Below are 17,576 nucleotides of genomic sequence, written 5' to 3'. Positions count from 1 at the left end.
GCTAATGCGCACCGCAGTTTGCTACAGAACGCTGCTGTACATCATCCTTACTTTGTTCATTATGGGGCCCGCCCGTTTATCGGCCTCTGCAACATCACTGATTGATGTGCAGGCAAAGATTGTCAGCAGCGAAAAGAAAGATAGTTTACAAATCTCAGTCAGGTCCATGAAGCAGGGATCTGTTGAGCGGTCAGCAACCCTTGAGATGGATGGCTCACTATTGGTCCGACTTCGGGTTCCCAATGGCCTGCTCGAAGATAAACTCCGAGACCGTAAACCAGATTTTGGGCAACACCCGGATGTGACGGACCGATTTGGTATCGTTGTCGACACCGGCAATGATCTCTGGAGAGTGCGCAGAGGTCAAACCACTGAAACGGGTTTAACAGAGTTATTCCTGGTTAACTTTTCGGGTGACAATTTGAGGAAGCCGCTTCCTCCATTCAGCGCGCTATCACCGGAACAGGACTTGGTGATCCACATTCCTCTTTCGGGCGTGGTGAAGAATGATTTTAACGTGTTGTACGACGTCGCTGAGAACGAGATGGGATTCCAAGATCAGAAGCATCCGGGAAAGGTGACCGTCAAAAGTGCGAATGATGACCCGAATCCGGTCTTGGTCAGTTTCCGTGTGGTATCGGAAAATCCGACCGCACTTCCGTTGGGAACACCGGTAACACTGGAATGGAACGTGACCGGGGGGATTTCGGGGACCCTATCGGGACCGATTGGTGACGGTCAGACCATGGTAACATTGTCGGACGTAAATACACAGACCGGGTCGAAATGCGAAAGCAGTGACAATTCAGATACGCGAGTGGACGGTGACTTTCCTTCTGGAACCGGGCCGGAATGCGAAAGCGGTGACAATTCGGATACGCGAGTGGATCGTGACTATCGTTTGGGAATCAGTGAGGGGCGTTTAACGGTCAGAGCCTTAGCCAGTGCTGTCTATGTGCTGAACGTTGAAGTAAGAGGGACAGGAGAACGCAATCAGAACATCATAAGGATCATTGCAATCGATGTTGAGAGGCCAGAGAATGATTTAGGGTTGTCTCTGGGGCGGTCATGGGTGCTTCCAGGGAGCCGTATTCACGCTTACTGGTGGAGACAGAGAGGTATTTCCACAAAAAGCTTGCGGCTGGTCTTGAACCATCCCGGAGCCGGCGATGTAATGAGATTGAACCTGCATGATGGTTCTAAAAACCCGATGGAAATTAGAGTGCCTACGAGGCCTGCTCTTGATGGGCTTGGGCAGAGCAGGAATGCTGATTTGGTGGGCCATGTTGATCTCGAAAGAGTCCATTCATCAGATAGCGAACTCGCGGTTGGCCGATTTGAGGGACAAGACCGTATCCGTCGAACCTATGATATTGCCCGGTGGGCCAAGCGCAAAGACTGGCCGAGGCCGCATGTCGGTGACGTTCGGGGCTTATCCTATGCCGCCGGTAAGTTGATTGCGTGCACACAAACCGGTTTGTGGCAGTCAACTGTCGGGGCTAATGATGAGGCGGCTGCAGCAGCCGTTGCAGTTAATCCCCATTTCCCGCCATTCAATAGGAACTGGAAGGCTGCTGTAAGGTCTCGGGCCAATGCCGCTGGTTCTGATTCTGGTGCCGACGCGGTAAGAGAACGCGCTGAAAAACGGTTGCAGCGCCTGGTAGAGACACCGTGCCACGCAATCACTGCCTCGGGCGACAATGGGATCGCAGCAGTCGTTGATTTGCCGGACGGGCCGGCGCTCTCAGAGCGTCAGCGGCATCAGATAGTGATCCTGCACATTGAAAAAGATGGCGTAATCCCGAGCATCCCACTCTCGATGCCGTTGGCGCTGGAGCAAACTGGCCGGGCAGGTGTGATATCATCTTATCAGTTGAATGGCGTTGGCAACCGGCTTGTATTGCGTGTTTCCGACTATCGGCGAGACGGACGGTCATCGGCTCCCATTGAAACGCATGTGTTTTCGATCGATCCAAAGCTCTCCGTGACCGGTGAAGCAACCTGGGTGCCTGAGCGCATTGTCGGCCCCATTCTAGGGACCAATGACTGGAGATTACTGTCGCATTCAATATACACTTTGATACGCACCAGAGACCCGCGCCCAGAACAATCGGTAGATCAGGATGGTGCTTCCTGGGCTAATGCCAAGGTACCGGCAGCCAAGCCGTTGGACGCTCTTGGCCAACCGTCTGCCCCTGTTTTTGAGCAGACGGATGAGTTGGTCGCGCTTGGTACCGCCGGTCAATTATACCGTTTTTCTCTACGGGAAAAGCCGGATGACCTTGGCCATATCGCGTTTCCGAAGGTGGCGCGTACGCTGCAGGCAGAATTGGCCGGCTCAGGAGCCATGGTGAGTATTGACGGTGTCATTGCCCTTATTGGTAGTGGTGGTTGTACCGAATCTCAAGAACCGGACACCGAGGAGATGCTTTGTCGGGGAGATTCGGTATATACCAGCAAGAGAAATTTCTGGGTCCAGAGTGGGCATGACCTTTCCCTCGGTGCCGATGACGTAATCGTTTACCGGTCGGGTGCCTCGCCGCGTCTTTGGGCAATAGATGTAGATGAGAAAACCGGATACACCTTGAGCGTCAATGGCCCAAGGCTGTTCGCTCCCTCGTACTATCCATCTGACTCCGCCTCTGTTTTGGGGAGCCTTAGTGAAATCAGGACATTCCGTGTGAAGTCATCTGCTCAACTCGGGTGGTTTGCCACGACTCCCATGATCGTTTCAATTAACGGTCAGAAAGGATCAGAAGATCGCGAAATAACGATGGAGTACATTCCAAATGCCAATTCCGTTGTCATCCTGTGGGAGAAAAGGAGGACGGCTCAGACGAAAATCGCGCAAATTGACATTATCGGTGGCGAGGTACGCGTGACCGAGGGGCAGGATGTGATTTCCATCGTGCGATGATCTTTTTCAATCTTTGCATGTTTCTGAGTGCTTTGGTGCCACACTTGTCAACAGAAAGGACCCAATCATGACCAGATTCAAATCCTCTGCCGTATCCATGGACCTGACGGGAAATGTCTATCGAGTCCATCCCGAGGGCCAAGCCGATCGGGGGTTGGAGATGACGGACTCCGGTGAGGTACGGCTGGGCGAAAATCTTGCACTAGGCGATGCCGGCCGTGATGTGGCCAAAGAGAGAGGGTCCTTGCATGCCACCAGCGCAGAAATTGCGAAAAAGCTGAAAGCGGAAAGTATAGTTTTAAAAGGCGAAGCACAGGATACGAATAATGGCTTATTGGCTGACACCACTGGTTCCTTTGTATCCGGTGTTCCGATGTATATGCTCAATGAGCCTGTCAATATACCATTTGTATTAGATTATAATGAAACAAGAATTCGGCGAGCTAACACGGACGGATTTCTTTTTGTTGAATGTAAGCCGATATATATGCACCAAATAAAAATTCATGAATCTGAAATTTTTTATATCAATGATATGCATTTCCGAAGGGGATATATGCCTTTTCTCTGGGTTTCCACTTGGGAACGGCAAGAAAAACAGAGCACCATCCCGGAGAATTTTAATGTTTTTCATACATCTTTTCTAAATGCCAATCAAATACTAGATACAGCATTTCTCATGGGGTCAGGTAACACACTTATCGCCCCTGTCAGGAGCGAACACCGTTTTATGGTTAACATCGACTTGGATATACCGATCGTTAGAAATTTTCTTAACAAAGAGACAATATCTAAAATGATACGGATCCGGTGGTTTCCGCTCGGCTTGAGTGGCAGGTCCAGCTACCTGCTTGTGAGTAAAAACGCTAAGAAACCCAGATTGGAATCTGTGAGAAGAAAGCTTGGAGAAGACTAACTTCCGCACATGCGTTGATATCCGTGCTGCGAAACCAGCCTTTGCCAGTCATTTTTTATGACCGGTTGATACAGCCCTAAGCCACTATTCAAGTAGCGTTACCTGCTTACACGGAAATTAAACAAAAGGAACCGGCTGAAGATGATCCGCAATAGGTTACCACCGGTCAGTTGCCTGGCACTCTTTGCCTTGACGATGATTGCAATTGGGCTGTCCACACTGTCCCCTTCAGCAGTTGGCCAGACAACGTTGGCTGATATCACGACCGCAAGGCCGGATGATCACAGGACACAATTAGAGCATGAAACGGGAGCAAAAACACAATCTTTTGTGGATGAAAATAGTAATTCGTATCCATCCTATGGGGATTCTACGCCGTTCCCCGACCCTCAAGAGTTGCAGTTTGAGGACTGGTATGCCCGAACAGGCAGGTCTGTTGAAAAGGCCCTGCGGGAATTCCTGGATCACTCGGCGACGCCTGATCTGGTATTTCCCGCCCCCGACAGCCGTGAGGTCTCGGACTTCCGCAGCTTTTTCGCATATTGGTTCCAGAGGATGAGCGCTAGATCGATCCCCGAGGATCATTCAATCCCGATTGAGACGGGGGTACCCAATGATGACCAAGCAACGGCGGTGTCCCAAGCCCTTACCGTTGGCATGATCGCAAATAATACCAAACCTTTGGTCCCCATGAGCATGGATGTACCCACCAGCGAAGCAGCGACAGTCGATGGTGCCATGGCGATTGACTTGGCAACACATGACGAAAGGTTCCTCAATGTCCCCATGAGAAAGCGCATGTCGCGCCTCTCATCGGGTGCGCAGTGGCGCTGGGTCCGTCTCGACCGGCCGACAGAGGGCCTTTGGGGCCTGATCGAGCATCCTCACAGGAAAGAAGGCCGAGGAGTTTACATGCTTCGGGAACCGCGACCAGGCATCATCCCAATTTTTCTGCAGGCACCCCATCGGTACCACGACTTAGGTACATTACGCATTCTAGAAAGACTGATTAAAATTCATCCTTACGCGGCCATTGGCGCAAACACTACAAGACGTTTCAACTGTACTAAGCAGAAGACCTCTTGCCGCGGTTCGGGAAAACATAGCGCAGATTTTGCAAGGCGAAATGACAGCCATTTTTTGGCTATCAGCAAAGCATTTTCTGAAGAATACCTTGGATCCGGAATAGACCACCAGGTAACGGCCATCGTCCAGTTGCATGGATTTGGTGTTGAGGTTCCTAAAAACATCAAGGGCTTCAAAGAGTGCAAAGCAATAGAGGGGCAGAAGCGAACCCAGCCCAAGGACTCCAAAGCATGCAAAATAATAGAGGAACAGAAGCGAGCCCGGTCCACTGCAGACTTTATTGTGAGCACCGGCTCTGCAGATTATCAGGGAACATACGCACAGCGATTTACGCAGTGCATTCGGTTGAAGTTTGGCTCTAACAATTTGTTATTTGGGCGAGATGTGTTTAACACGCTTGGCGCGACCAGTAATCCCGTAGGGCAGTATCTGCGACAGGAAGAAGGACGGTCCGAGTTTCTCCATATCGAGATCAGTCGGCCTATGAGAAACAGGTTACTGGGAGACGGCACTGAGCTGGCGCAGTTTTCCAACTGTCTAATCAATACATTGGATCATCGCTGGTCTGCTCAATAACAGGCTGTTGGAAAGGGCAAGATTGTTTGGGCCGGTGCTTCCGGGTGTGGAGTGATTTCGCATCGACCGGCTCAGCACGGAGTTGCTTGGCCCCTAGCGTGCATCACATTGCGAGGTAAATATAAGTTTATGAGACAGATAGTCTCATGCCGTAATGGTTATTAACAGATGATTGGCGTAACGGCGTTCTAGGGGAGTGTCCATCACTATATGATATACTGTGATAAAGGCTTGGGTTGGGAAGGGCACGGAAAGCTGTAGACAGTTCGCTTCGAATTCTCAATTTTTTCAACCAGTTGTGGGCGATTGCGGATCATCTTGGATAGGCTGTCGGAGACGGTGGGCCGGAGTCGGAAAGTCGTACCTGGACCCTGGAATCCGCTGCGTCACCGTGCTCTTTGGGATATCCGCGCAATAGCAAAACCGCAACCAGCCTACAAAGAATTTTCACCAGGTGAGCGGCGCTGTGAAGTGCTCTTGCTCTGTGCAGTATCCTGGCAGTGTGCAGTGTATAGCGCTCACCACGCCTGTGGCCGCCTGCCGGGGCTGGGTCGTTTGTATTTCAGGGAATCATCCGGTGACCGATTTCGCCGTCGCGCGTGCACATGACCGAAGGGCAGCACAAGCCCAATAAAGTAACCCATCAACGCATACTCGATGCCATTCAAGCAGTGCGCGGACCGTTCCCCGCACGATAACCGGTGCATCATTACGACTGCGCATACGCTCGCAAAAAATGGAGGACATGACTTTAGGATATGAACAAAAAAATTTACCGCTTTCAAAATCAACACCCATTCAGGAAATAGTTAATATGTTGTTTTAAAAAAGATTATCCGATCATTCTCATGATTCCATCGCATCCATGGTAACGATCATGACAACAAATTTTTTTCAGAAAAAAACGTCTATTGATATCATATAGTTACGTGGAATTTTCCATTCCGGTCCGCCCTCCAACGACCTGTCCAGGATGGTCCATAATCATCCATAACCGATTGAAAAATATCGGAAATTCAAAACCGACCGTCCATAGCTGTCCGTGTGCACCCCTCCCAATCCAGGCCATTTCATGGTAATACCGCATGGTAACGGCGCTCCCCGAGAATGCCGTTACCATGCAGTAAAAACCGATACCATGCGAATGACCATGAACGGCTGAGACGACCACCATGCCCCTGACAGACCGCGCCATCCGTGCCCTCACCCCCAAGGAAAAAGATTATAAAGTTTTTGATGGAAACGGATTGTATCCAGTCGTCAGATGCAATGGCGCCTTCCTGTGGCGATAGAACTAAATCTGACAGCAAGCACAAGACTCCGTCGCTGAAACGCTCATCCATGCTGGAGCCCAAGCCGACATGACACAGGAAAAAGTTGCTGAAAAAATACAAACCTCTCAGCTCTACATAGTGAAACTGGAAAGTGGGCGCGTAAACCCATCTCCATGAAAGCACTTCAGAAATATGCAGCAGCAGTCGGTTCCAGACTAAGGTCGGCATAGAGCGTACTGCATGACAATATAGGGAAAAGAGATGCAATGTAGGGGTCGTCGCCCTCAATTGCTGGACTCCTACAGTGCTCTTCCAAACGCCGTAGACATCGAGGGCCCATATGATCACCAGCCGCGCGTGCGGGGCCATCGGGTTGTGATGGTCTTGTTTTCAAGCACATGATACCCGCTGTATTGACCCGCCGTTGCACAGGCATGATTGGGCAGGATGCGCCATCTGGACCCGACGGGAAAGCGTGTAATGTCCAGGCGCGGTGTGCCGTCGCGGGCCATGAGAATACCGTGCTCCTGATTGGCGCTTCCCATGATGACATCGTCTTGCGGGGTCCCGTTTTCATGGCAAACAAGCCCATAGCCTTGATCGACCGCCTGCCCTGCCGTCCCCCGGTCCCGGCTCATCGCCATCCAGCCGGCGTCCACGATCACCCAGCCCTTGTCCGGCTGGTGACCAATCACGGTGGTCAGGACGCTCACAGCAATATCCTCAAGCGCGGCCACGCCCAGGCCAACCTGAAACAGGTCGAAAAAAGTATAGACGCCGGGGCGTACCTCGGTCACGCCGGTCATATCCCGCGCCATGACAGCCGTGGGCGTCGATCCGACGGAAACCACCGGACATGGCAATCCTGCATCCTTCAGCCTTGCAGCTGCCTTCACCGTCAATGCCCGTTCCTGTTCCGCATGGGCGTGGATCGCATCGGTTGACCGCAGGTCATAGGACCCGCCCGCGTGGGTCATAACCCCTTCAAGCGTCAACGCGGACCCCTGGTGAATCCGCTGCGCAAGCCGGACCAGCATATCGCTTTCCGGATCGGCACCGGAGCGGTGGCCATCCACATCCAGCTCGATCAGAACCGGCAGGGAGACCCTGTGCCGGCCCGCCGCCTCGTCGAGCAGCCCTGCCATGGCCGGATTGTCGGTGATGACCTTCAAGCGACACCCCTGATGGATCAGCGCGGCGGCATCCCCGACCTTTCCCGGCGTCATCCCCACGGCATACAGGATGTCTCTTTCTCCGCCTTCGAAGAAATACCGCGCCTCCTGGAGCGTTGAGACGGTGATGCCCTGATTGCCGGACAGTGCCTTCACATCCGCCAGAACATCGCGGGACTTATGGGTTTTCACATGCGGCCGCAGTGTCGGGCCAAGCGCCTGTATGTGACGGGCCATGCGGCGAATATTTGCCCGCATGCGCGCGCGGTCCAGAAGCAGGGATGGCGTTGGAAGAGCGTGAAAGGTCAAGGTCATGGCAGTTCAATCGCCTGACCCGCGTCAACCGCGGCCTTGAGTGCAACCATGCAGGATGACAGATCCTGTAACGCCATGCCTGTACTGTCGAACACCGTGATCTCCTTATCATCCGTACGGCCGGGGTGGCGCTTTGAAATCACATCCCCAAGGCACCTCACCGTCTCTTCGCCGATAAGTCCTTGTCCGAAGGCGTGCTGACTTTCGCCCAGGCGGACAGCCTGGCCCGCGACATCGCCGAATAAAGTCGCGCTGGCCAGAATGCCTGCCTCCAATTCCTGTTTGCCCACCGTATCGGCACCCATGGCGGCGATATGCGTGCCCGGACGGACCCAGGCCTCTTTCACGATTGCTTGCCGCGACGGCGTGACAGTGATCAGCACATCCGCCTCGGCGACCACATATCGCGGATCCCCGGTGGCGGCGCTTACGCCCTTTGCGCGGGCATAGTCGGCAAGCGCTTCGACGTTGGCCGCGTTTGGGTCATGGATCAGCACTTTCGTGAACCGGCGCTCGGCAAGCGCGGCCTCCAGCTGAAAAGCGCCCTGTCCGCCGGCGCCCATGAGACCCAACACCCGCGCATCCGCGCGGGCCAGGTGACGGATTGACAAGGCGCTCGCGGCCGCGGTGCGCAGCGCGGTCAGATAGGTCGCGCGCACCAGCGCCTTGGGGGCGCCGGAGTCCTCATCAAACAGCACGACGGTTGATTGATGATTGGGCACACCCCTGGCGGCATTGCCCGGCCACAAACCACCTGCCTTCACACCCATGGCCGGCAAAGACTTATCAAAGCCGGACTTGAAGCCAAAAACAGCATCCGCATGGCCAAGCGTTTCCCGCACGATGGGCCAGCAGACCGCCTTTTCATCAGCGAGCGCGACGAAGGCCTCCGACACCGCGGCCGTCACGTCCGCCTGACGCACCAGATCCCTGACCATCTGTTCAGAAACGTACAACATGCAACCGCCTTCCTGCTGAAGTCCCGAAACCGTTGACCGAAAGAGACATATTCCGCTCCCGTGGATGAAGTCATGACAGCGCCGTCCTCACGCCGTAAAGGCGGAGCGAAAACATCGCCGGTCAGCGCAATGCGTCCATACCGGTTTCAATCCAATCCCTGATGTAAACAGCCAGAGGACGCTCGACAACGAGACGAAAACCTTCAAGTCCGCGACGCTCAATATAAGCGGGGATGTGCGCGAAGCGGGTTCGGGTCGCCGATGCCACGGGAAAGGCTCCGAGCCTCATATCCAGCCCACAGGATGCGGCAAGAATATCATGCGCCCTGTGGCCTTCGAGATCGAATATTGCCTGTCCGTGGGTGATGTCCAGGATCCAGCATGACACATCACCCCGTGACGTATGCTCGCGCGCTTTCAAGTCCGCGATGTGCGCGTGTCGGCCACAAATGAGGTACTCGCACCTGGCGACCCGGGCAATTGAAAGCGGGCCGCTGTCGGCGACTTGACCGGCGTCCGGCGGCATAACTGCAAAGAGACGTTCAAACGATGCCTGAAAACCGGCATCGCCGGCATCACCCTGCACAGCCAGAAGGCCAAGATCAGGACGCTGCCTCAGCAGGCATCCCGGCTTTTTGCTGACACAGCCGTCCGTCATGCTCAAAGCCCCCAGGCCAAGCTGTGCCTGCATATCAGGCTGCAAGGCGCTCTCCTTTCGCATCATAGAATACCGGGCTGACGATTTTCGCTCTGTAACTGTTGCCGTTGTCATAGACCTCGACCACCTCCCCGAACCGGTCGCGGCCGGCCCGCACACGGCCCAGCGCCACACCGTGCAGCAATGTGGGGCTCCAGTGACTGGAGGTGACATAGCCGTCGGTTTTACGCCGCCCGTCATCGTGTCTGACGATATGGGCGCCTACGGGCAAAACTTCTTTGGCATCAAACGCCTGCAAGCCGACAAACTGGAACCTGTCCGCGCGCACGGCGTCCCTGCGCAGCATCGAGCGCCGGCCGATGAAATCCGATGTCTTTCTTGCGACCGGTCCGCCAAAACCGATATCCTGTGGCAGGGTGGTGCCGTCCGTATCGGCACCCACATGTAAATACCCCTTTTCCGTGCGCAGCAGCAGATTGGCTTCGATACCATAGGGCGCGATACCGTACCGCGCTCCCGCTTCCGTCAGGGCGGTCCAGACCTGCGGTCCAAAGCCAGCCGGCACATTGACTTCATAGGAGAGCTCGCCGGTAAAGCTGACACGGTGTAGACGCATGGGAACGCCGCAGATCACGCCTTGTGTGCAGGACATATGCGCCAAGGCCCGCGCGTTCAAATCGGTATCGCCGCAGAGCCTTGCAAGAACATCCCGCGCCAACGGACCGGCGACAGCAAATGTCGCCCATGAGGAGGTGACATTGGCAACCAGCACCTCCAAATTCACCCATTCACACTGCAACCACTCCTGCATCCAGTCATACACCCGTTGTGCGCCGCCGCTGGTTGTGCTGCACAAGAAGTGATCGTCAGACAGGCGGAAGAACACACCGTCGTCAAACACCACGCCATTTTCATTCGCCATTAGGCCATAACGGGCCTTGCCCGGTTTCAGGGTTGACGCCGTATTGACGTAGATCCTGTCAAGGAAGGTGGCGGCATCGGGCCCTTTGACCTCTATCTTGCCCAGGGGGGAGCCTTCAAATACTCCAACCGCGGTTCGAACCGTGAGGGCTTCGCGGAAAACAGCGTCCTGACGGGTCTCACCGTTTCGCGCGTAATGACTTGGCCGCGACCAGCCGCCCCAATCCTCCATCCGGGCGTTCAGGCCAATCTGCAACGCATGTGTCGGCAAGCGGCGCAGAGGGTGATACAGGTCGCCAACGCGGCGGCCTGCAAGCGCACCGAATGTGACGGGATCGTAAGGGGGCCGGAATTTCGTCGTCCCGACATCCGCAACACCCACGCCGCGCGCTGCCGCCATGACGGCAAAGCCGTTCAGGTTGCTGGTTTTGCCCTGGTCGCTCGCCATACCGAGGGTGGTGTAACGCTTGAGGTGTTCGACCGAGACATAGTTTTCGCGCGCGGCAAGTTCGACATCGGACGCTGTCACATCGTTTTGATAGTCGATCCAGGCTTTACCGGGCGCAAGGTCTGCCGGAACACGGCAGGGACCCGGCGCGGTGGCCGTTGCCCCGGTGTCCTCCGAAAACGGATTTGGGGGCGGACAGACATCGCGGCCATGCCGATCGCAAATGGCCTGAACCGCGCCGACCGCGTCCCGCCAGATCCGCGACAGCCCAAACACACCATTGCAGGCCCCTACGCTGGTCTGCCGCTGAACACCGCTGCCGGGACAAAAAGCCTGTAACCTGTCGTCAAAACGCAGCCTGCCGCCAGACTGCGCGAAAAGCTGAACCCGTGGCACCCAGCCGCCGGACATCAGCAGCAGATCGCAGCGGAGTGTCCGTCGCGCTGTACCGTCAAGGGCGGCAACGTCCAAACCATGCACACGTTTCCCGCCATGCACGGCAACAATTCCGCTGGCGGTGTAAATCTCCAATCCGGCGGCGCGCACACGTTCAGACCAGATACCGCCCGGCGACGCACGGACATCGACGACCGCGCGCATGTCGATGCCTGCTTTGCGTAAGGACAGGGCCGCTTTATAGGCGTCGTCATTATTGGTGAACAGGACCGCCGCGCGGCCGGCGCCGACACCGTACCTGACGGCATACTCCTGCGCGGCCGCGCTCAGCATGATGCCCGGACGATCGTTATCGGCAAAGACAAGCGGGCGTTCGATAGCACCTGTCGCCAGGATCACGTGCGTTGCACGGATTTTCCACACTCTCTCAGCGACACCGCCCTCCGCCGTCCCGGACGACGGGGCTTTCAGATATTGCCGTGCCGCCAGGGAATTGTGATCATAATATCCAAACACCGATGTCAGGCACAGCCGGGTGACATTACCGAACGCCCTCAACTCCGCGTCAGCCCGACGCGCGAACGCCAACGCCGCCTCCTCGCCGTTCCATAATAAACTGCCGCCAAGCTCCGGACCGTCATCGGCGATGATCACGTCAAGGCCACCGCGGGCGGCACTGACCGCCGCGGCCAGCCCGGCGGGCCCTCCTCCCACGATCAGAACATCGCAGGCCGCATGACGGGTATCATAATGGTCCGGGTCCGGGCCTGTCGGCGCGATGCCAAGGCCGGCGGCGCGGCGGATAAAGGGCTCAAAAAAACGCCAGCCGGGCCGCATGAAGGTTTTGTAATAGAAGCCCGCCGGCAAGAAACAGCTGATCAGGCCGTTCACGCTGCCAAGGTCAAAGCGCAAACTGGGCCAGGCATTCACGCTGTTGGCGCCAAGGCCCTCGAACAGCGGTACCATTGTCGCTTTCAGATTTGGCGTGCTGCGTGCACCGGTGCCCAGTTGCACGAGACCGTTCGACTCCTCGACCCCGGCGGCGAGGAAACCGCGCGGACGATGATATTTAAAGCTGCGTCCCACCACGTCCACGCCGTTGGCGATGAGCGCCGAGGCCAGCGTGTCGCCCTCAAATCCCCGATACGCCCTGCCGTTGAAGGTAAAGTTCACAGGACTGTCACGGTCGATCAATCCGCCGCCGTTCAGACGATACCCGCTCATGAGGCCTCCGGATCAGGTCTGGGATCGGTCATTTCATAGACGCGCGTGATCTCATGGGTGCGGGTATCGCGCGCGATATTGAACCAAAGGCCGCAGCCGAAGCGGTGGTGCCAGCGTTCCGCGACAATTCCTTTCGGATTCTCCCGGTAGAACAAATAGTGCGCCCAGTCTTCTTCCGGCACGTCGCGGAACGGCTCGGGACGGGCAATATGGCTTTCGTCCGCGCAGTGAAATTCCGCTTCGTCTCGCGGCCCGCAAAAAGGGCAAGGAATAAGCATCATTGTCCGGTTTCCCTAGTGCGCGATGCCCGATGCGGCGGCTTCGTCAATCAAGGCGCCGGAGGCAAATCTGTCCAGGCCGAAACCCTCCGTGAGAGGATGCGCGGCATTATGCGCGATCATGTGGGCAAACGTGTATCCGCCCGCCGGTATGGCCTTGAAACCGCCGGTGCCCCATCCACAATTGATATAAAGGCCGTCATACATCAGCCGGTCCATGATCGCGGTCGAATCCTGCACCACATCGACGATCCCGGCCCATTGACGCAGAAGGCGCAGTCTGCTGAAACCCGGAAACATCGCGATGAGACCGGCCACGGCATCCTCAATCATCGGCAAATTACCGCGCTGCGCATACGATGTATAAAGGTCCAGCCCGGCCCCTATCACCAGTTCCCCCTTGTCGGACTGGCTTACATACACCCCGGTTGCCGGCGAGAGGACAACCGTATCCAGAACGGGCTTCAGGGGTTCGGAGACAAATGCCTGCAGGGCAAAACTGCGCAGCGGCAAACGTGCGCCGACCATATTGGCCATGACCGATGAGTGACCGGCAACGGCGATACCAACCCGTTCGCAGGCGATATCACCGCGACTGGTGCGCACGCCCGTTACCCGGCCAGAGACGGTCTCGAAGCCCGTCACCTCACAGTTTTGAATGATGTCAACCCCCATGGCACTGGCCTGCCGGGCATATCCCCAGGCCACGGCATCGTGACGGGCAACGCCGGCGCGCTCCTGCATCAGCGCACCCAAAACCGGATGGCGTGCATCAGCCGACATATCCAGCGCCGGCGCACGTTTCCCGATCTCATCCGGTGTCAGCATCTGCGCGGGCACGCCATTGATCAGCATGGCGTTACAGGACCGGTTCATCATCTCAAGGTCATGATGGCTATGCGCCAATGTCATCATGCCGCGCTGGCTCAGCATGATGTTGAAATTCAACTCGTCGGACAGGCCTTCATATAATTTCAGGGAAAAATCATAGAAGGCGGCACTTTCGGGGAAGAAATAGTTTGAACGCACGACGGTTGTGTTGCGGCCCGTATTCCCGCCGCCGATCCAGGCACGCTCCAGCACCGCGACGCTGGCAATCCCGTGATTCCTTGCAAGATAGTGTGCCGTTGCCAGGCCGTGCCCGCCGCCGCCGATGATGATGACATCATAGGACTTTTTCGGCTCCGGCGACGCCCAGGCGGCCGGCCAGCCCTTATGACCGGCGATCCCCTGCCGCAGAAGATTTAAGGCGGAGTATTTCAATGTCGGGGTCCCATCATGGTCGCGGACCGGCTGGCGGCATCGTCCGGGTATGGCCATGCGCGGCATGAGGGCTGTCCCGATGGCGCCATGGCATATCCGGAACAGCGCCCCGCGCCAGCGAAAGACGCAGGATCATGCCGGGATGTCATTGCAGACGGGCCGCAAGGCGCCAGGGCAAAAACACGGACGTCAAACCAGCGCCGCCAAAGACGGCGATTTGATATGCCACCGCTATACAATACGAGTTTCACCACAGCCCCACTCAGTCCTTTCATGCAGCCGCGCGCGTATGAGACGCCTCTAAACCCGGGCATATAAATCTGGACAGGTCCCGCGATCCTAAGGTAAAATGGTAGCGTTATCAACACTTGTGTTTCAGCGGAGTGAATGTGCTTATGCGGCCCAAACGAAACCGCCCCATGTTGCGATTGCCGACGCGGCTGTCCGATACTGTTTTTGTGGTTGCGCTCGCTTTCAGTGCAGGCGCCCACGCCGGTCCCCAATCGTTGGCTTCCGTGGACAGCGCACGAAAAATCAGTGTTGGCGAGCATGTTTTTAATGACACCGAAGGCAACACACTGACCGGCGAAAAAGGATATATCACGGTTCCCGAAGTGCGGGGCGACCCGGACAGCCGCTGGATCAAAGTCGCTTTCATCCGCATACCGGCCACCACGCCGACACCCGCACCGCCGGTGTTTCTGCTGCATGGCGGCCCAAGCGGGGATGCCATCATTGAATCGCGGTCAAAACGACTCAACGTCCTGACAGAAATGCAAGACGTTGCCGATTATATCCTCGTTGACGGTCGCGGACTGGGCACATCCGAGCCCCGCCTGTCCTGCCCTGTCAGACCCGATGTCTTCGTGTATGACTTTACGCGGTATCGGAACACGCTCATCGCCGCAGCCGCGAAATGTATAGCGCGACACAAGGGGCAAGGCATGGATTTACGCGGCTACAATCCCAGGGAATATGCCGACGATGTGCATGAACTGGCAACGGCTCTGGGCTATGAGAAATATTCCCTGACCGGCAACAGCTTCGCAAGTTATTGGGCCATGTCGATCATCAAACGCCATGGCGCACATGTTTACCGCGCGGCCCTGAGCGGTGTTTTTGGTCTCGACGGCGCCATTGACCTGCCAAGCGAAATGCAAGCCGCCTTTGAGGATCTGGGCGCGCGCATTGATGCGAACCCCGACGCCGAGAAACTGTTCGGACAACGCAAATTCGTCGATGTCGTGGACGGGCTTATGCGCCGGCTCCAACAGTCTCCGAGGGACGTCACCGTGCGCTTTAACGGACGGGAAGAAACGCTGCGTTTTGACCCGGAAACGCTAACCTTCCTCTTGTATCTGGCGGGTGCAACGCAGCACCGTCAAGGCGCCGCGAAACTGCCCGGTCTGATCTTTGCCCTTGACCGAGGCGCCTATCAGGGCGTTGCCGACTTGCTCACCAAACAACTGGAAGCCGGGCTGAAAGCTGAAACGCCAGAGGTCAATGTGTCGTCAATCGCCACCATTTGTAACGAGGTCAACAGCGACGCCTTCATGACGCGTTTCAATGCGGAAAAGGCCAAGCCGATGGAGGCACACTGGACGGGCAGCTTTGCCGTTCCCTATTCCACGCTCTTTGGTTGTGATGAGCTTGACATTCCCCGCCTGGACAAAAGCTGGGCCGATCCGTTTACGTCGCCCGTGCCCGTTTTCGCCGTCATCGGCTCATTCGACGGGAACACGCCGCCGGACGGCGCACGGCGCGCTTTACGCAAGTTTCCCAACCGCCATGAAATCCTCGTCAATGGCGGCGGCCACCGGCACCGCGAAATAGAAGCACTTTGGGATGATTTTCTGCCGCTGAAAAAGCGCTTCCTGGCCGGCAAGGCGCTTAACGATGTGCCTGAAGAGATCGACCTGCCAATCATGGAATTTGATGTCCCGCCGTGGATCGCACGCCTTGGGTTTCGCATGGGGCTCGGCAACTTCATATTGGGAATGATGTGAGCACAAGTGTTTCAATCGCCAAAACCGCGTGTTCACGAAACAGACTGCGCCGAACCGTTCAAGCGCGGGAAAGCCTACGGCCAACGCCATGGGCGGGAAGTGGCAGAGTATCTGAAGCGCTGGCTTGCCAGCCTTGATCCGCCTGACGGTGATGTGACCGGCTATGCGAGGACGCTCACACGGGCCACCGGGCATCTGGACACCGTCAGCCGCCTTTATCCGCACATGCTTGAAGAATTGAAGGGTCTTAGCAGTGGAGCGGACATCGCATTTGATCTGATCTTCGCTTTTCAGCTCATGGACGAAGAATGGAATTTCGCACGGCGGGCCGGCAACGGTTCCGTCAAAGGCGACACCGCGGGACGGTGCAGTGTTTTCGGGATCGGTCCGAAGCATTTGGGCCACGCCATTCTCGCGCAGAACATGGATATCGGCAGTTGGAGCGCTGGCGGACAAACACTGCTGCACCATGCGCACCCCGGCGGCCTCGACAGGTTCGTTCTCACATTCCCCGGTTATCTTGGGCTGTGCGGTATGAACGGCGCGGGTCTGGCTGTCACATGCAATGCGCTCATGGACCTTCCCTATGATGATGCGGGCGTGCCCGTTTCCTGCATTGTCAGGCGCATCATGGAGGCCGGCTCCCCGGAGGAAGCGCTTCATACCCTACAAAAGACGACTCACGCCTCCGGCCAGTGTTACACATTGGCGACCGGGCAATCGCTTGTCAGCGTCGAGGCAAGCGGCGCCCGGACGGAAGTCTGGCCGGGCACCATGGCCCGGAAACAGCTGTGTTTACACACCAACCACCCGCTATGGTTCGGGCATTACGAGACCACGGCAACGGCGCCCGCGTCGCCAAGTACATATGCGCGCCTCGCCGCCGTGCGGAAATACGCCGGTGAAGGTTTTTCCGATCGCGCCTCCGCCCTTGACCTTATAGGCAGGGCCCTGTCGTCCCGCGACGACCCTGATCAGCCTGTTTCGCGCGAACTGACGGCGGAAGACAGCGGCGACAGTCAAATAAACTACACCTTCGCTTCGATTGTTTTCGATCTCGGCGACCCGGCGCGCGTTTTCGTGAGCAATGGCCCGCCATCCCGGATGCGCTACAGGCCGGCAGCGGAACTGAAATCGGGCGGCCGCTTTCAACCGGTCGCCGAATAA

General features: G+C 56.6%; 12 protein-coding genes. 5 read left to right on the top strand and 7 right to left on the bottom strand.

Annotated elements, in window-relative coordinates:
• The first annotated feature begins 4 nt into the window (after nucleotides 1–4).
• The 3 genes from BXY39_RS12530 (at nucleotide 5) to BXY39_RS12520 (ending at nucleotide 5,495) form a co-directional block, all read left to right on the top strand.
• Nucleotides 5–2,917, top strand: a complete 2,913-nt coding sequence (locus BXY39_RS12530) for a hypothetical protein (protein ID WP_147453567.1) — start codon at nucleotides 5–7, stop codon at nucleotides 2,915–2,917.
• Nucleotides 2,918–2,984: 67 nt separating this feature from the next.
• Nucleotides 2,985–3,833 (top strand): hypothetical protein, encoded by an 849-nt coding sequence (locus BXY39_RS12525; RefSeq protein ID WP_147453566.1) that lies wholly within the window; start codon nucleotides 2,985–2,987, stop codon nucleotides 3,831–3,833.
• Between the two features lie 141 nt (nucleotides 3,834–3,974).
• Nucleotides 3,975–5,495 (top strand): hypothetical protein, encoded by a 1,521-nt coding sequence (locus BXY39_RS12520; protein ID WP_121939219.1) that lies wholly within the window; start codon nucleotides 3,975–3,977, stop codon nucleotides 5,493–5,495.
• Nucleotides 5,496–6,565: 1,070 nt separating this feature from the next.
• Here BXY39_RS12520 and BXY39_RS19730 read toward each other — a convergent pair.
• The 7 genes from BXY39_RS19730 to BXY39_RS12480 form a co-directional block, all read right to left on the bottom strand.
• Nucleotides 6,566–6,997, bottom strand: a complete 432-nt coding sequence (locus tag BXY39_RS19730; protein ID WP_245999127.1) for a hypothetical protein — start codon at nucleotides 6,995–6,997, stop codon at nucleotides 6,566–6,568.
• 116 nt (nucleotides 6,998–7,113) lie between these two features.
• On the bottom strand, nucleotides 7,114–8,256 hold the full coding sequence (locus BXY39_RS12505) for an alanine racemase (protein WP_121939216.1): 1,143 nt from the start codon (nucleotides 8,254–8,256) through the stop codon (nucleotides 7,114–7,116).
• Complete coding sequence (locus BXY39_RS12500; RefSeq protein ID WP_121939215.1) at nucleotides 8,253–9,215, bottom strand: ornithine cyclodeaminase family protein; 963 nt, start codon at nucleotides 9,213–9,215, stop codon at nucleotides 8,253–8,255. Before BXY39_RS12500 ends, BXY39_RS12505 begins: the two co-directional genes overlap by 4 nt.
• 121 nt (nucleotides 9,216–9,336) lie before the next feature.
• Entirely contained in the window at nucleotides 9,337–9,906 is a 570-nt protein-coding gene (locus tag BXY39_RS12495) for a sarcosine oxidase subunit gamma (RefSeq protein ID WP_170163823.1), read from the bottom strand.
• Nucleotide 9,907: 1 nt separating this feature from the next.
• Nucleotides 9,908–12,862 carry a sarcosine oxidase subunit alpha family protein gene (locus tag BXY39_RS12490; protein ID WP_121939213.1) on the bottom strand — a complete coding sequence of 985 codons (2,955 nt, stop codon included), beginning with the start codon at nucleotides 12,860–12,862 and terminating at the stop codon, nucleotides 9,908–9,910.
• Nucleotides 12,859–13,143 carry a sarcosine oxidase subunit delta gene (locus BXY39_RS12485; RefSeq protein WP_121939212.1) on the bottom strand — a complete coding sequence of 95 codons (285 nt, stop codon included), beginning with the start codon at nucleotides 13,141–13,143 and terminating at the stop codon, nucleotides 12,859–12,861. Before BXY39_RS12485 ends, BXY39_RS12490 begins: the two co-directional genes overlap by 4 nt.
• Nucleotides 13,144–13,155: 12 nt before the next feature.
• The gene (locus tag BXY39_RS12480) at nucleotides 13,156–14,460 is read right to left on the bottom strand and encodes a sarcosine oxidase subunit beta family protein (RefSeq protein WP_121939319.1); all 1,305 of its coding nucleotides are present in this window, start codon (nucleotides 14,458–14,460) and stop codon (nucleotides 13,156–13,158) included.
• A gap of 362 nt (nucleotides 14,461–14,822) precedes the next feature.
• Here BXY39_RS12480 and BXY39_RS12475 point away from each other — a divergent pair, with 362 nt between their 5' ends.
• Both BXY39_RS12475 and BXY39_RS12470 read left to right on the top strand, forming a co-directional pair.
• Complete coding sequence (locus BXY39_RS12475; RefSeq protein ID WP_121939211.1) at nucleotides 14,823–16,409, top strand: alpha/beta hydrolase; 1,587 nt, start codon at nucleotides 14,823–14,825, stop codon at nucleotides 16,407–16,409.
• Between the two features lie 6 nt (nucleotides 16,410–16,415).
• Entirely contained in the window at nucleotides 16,416–17,576 is a 1,161-nt protein-coding gene (locus BXY39_RS12470; protein WP_281270012.1) for a C45 family autoproteolytic acyltransferase/hydrolase, read from the top strand.

This window comes from Eilatimonas milleporae, from assembly GCF_003688555.1.
GTDB lineage: Bacteria > Pseudomonadota > Alphaproteobacteria > Sphingomonadales > Kordiimonadaceae > Eilatimonas > Eilatimonas milleporae.
Note: the sequence above shows the minus strand (reverse complement) of the source record. Positions and strands in the feature narration are given on the sequence as shown.

What these genes read in the sequence shown, in the direction of transcription:
- BXY39_RS12530 (WP_147453567.1), top strand. Translation starts at nt 5, where the DNA reads ATGCGCACCGCAGTTTGCTACAGAACGCTGCTGTACATCATCCTTACT.
- BXY39_RS12525 (WP_147453566.1), top strand. Translation starts at nt 2,985, where the DNA reads ATGACCAGATTCAAATCCTCTGCCGTATCCATGGACCTGACGGGAAAT.
- BXY39_RS12520 (WP_121939219.1), top strand. Translation starts at nt 3,975, where the DNA reads ATGATCCGCAATAGGTTACCACCGGTCAGTTGCCTGGCACTCTTTGCC.
- BXY39_RS19730 (WP_245999127.1), bottom strand. Translation starts at nt 6,997, where the DNA reads ATGCCGACCTTAGTCTGGAACCGACTGCTGCTGCATATTTCTGAAGTG.
- BXY39_RS12505 (WP_121939216.1), bottom strand. Translation starts at nt 8,256, where the DNA reads ATGACCTTGACCTTTCACGCTCTTCCAACGCCATCCCTGCTTCTGGAC.
- BXY39_RS12500 (WP_121939215.1), bottom strand. Translation starts at nt 9,215, where the DNA reads ATGTTGTACGTTTCTGAACAGATGGTCAGGGATCTGGTGCGTCAGGCG.
- BXY39_RS12495 (WP_170163823.1), bottom strand. Translation starts at nt 9,906, where the DNA reads ATGCAGGCACAGCTTGGCCTGGGGGCTTTGAGCATGACGGACGGCTGT.
- BXY39_RS12490 (WP_121939213.1), bottom strand. Translation starts at nt 12,862, where the DNA reads ATGAGCGGGTATCGTCTGAACGGCGGCGGATTGATCGACCGTGACAGT.
- BXY39_RS12485 (WP_121939212.1), bottom strand. Translation starts at nt 13,143, where the DNA reads ATGATGCTTATTCCTTGCCCTTTTTGCGGGCCGCGAGACGAAGCGGAA.
- BXY39_RS12480 (WP_121939319.1), bottom strand. Translation starts at nt 14,460, where the DNA reads ATGGCCATACCCGGACGATGCCGCCAGCCGGTCCGCGACCATGATGGG.
- BXY39_RS12475 (WP_121939211.1), top strand. Translation starts at nt 14,823, where the DNA reads ATGTTGCGATTGCCGACGCGGCTGTCCGATACTGTTTTTGTGGTTGCG.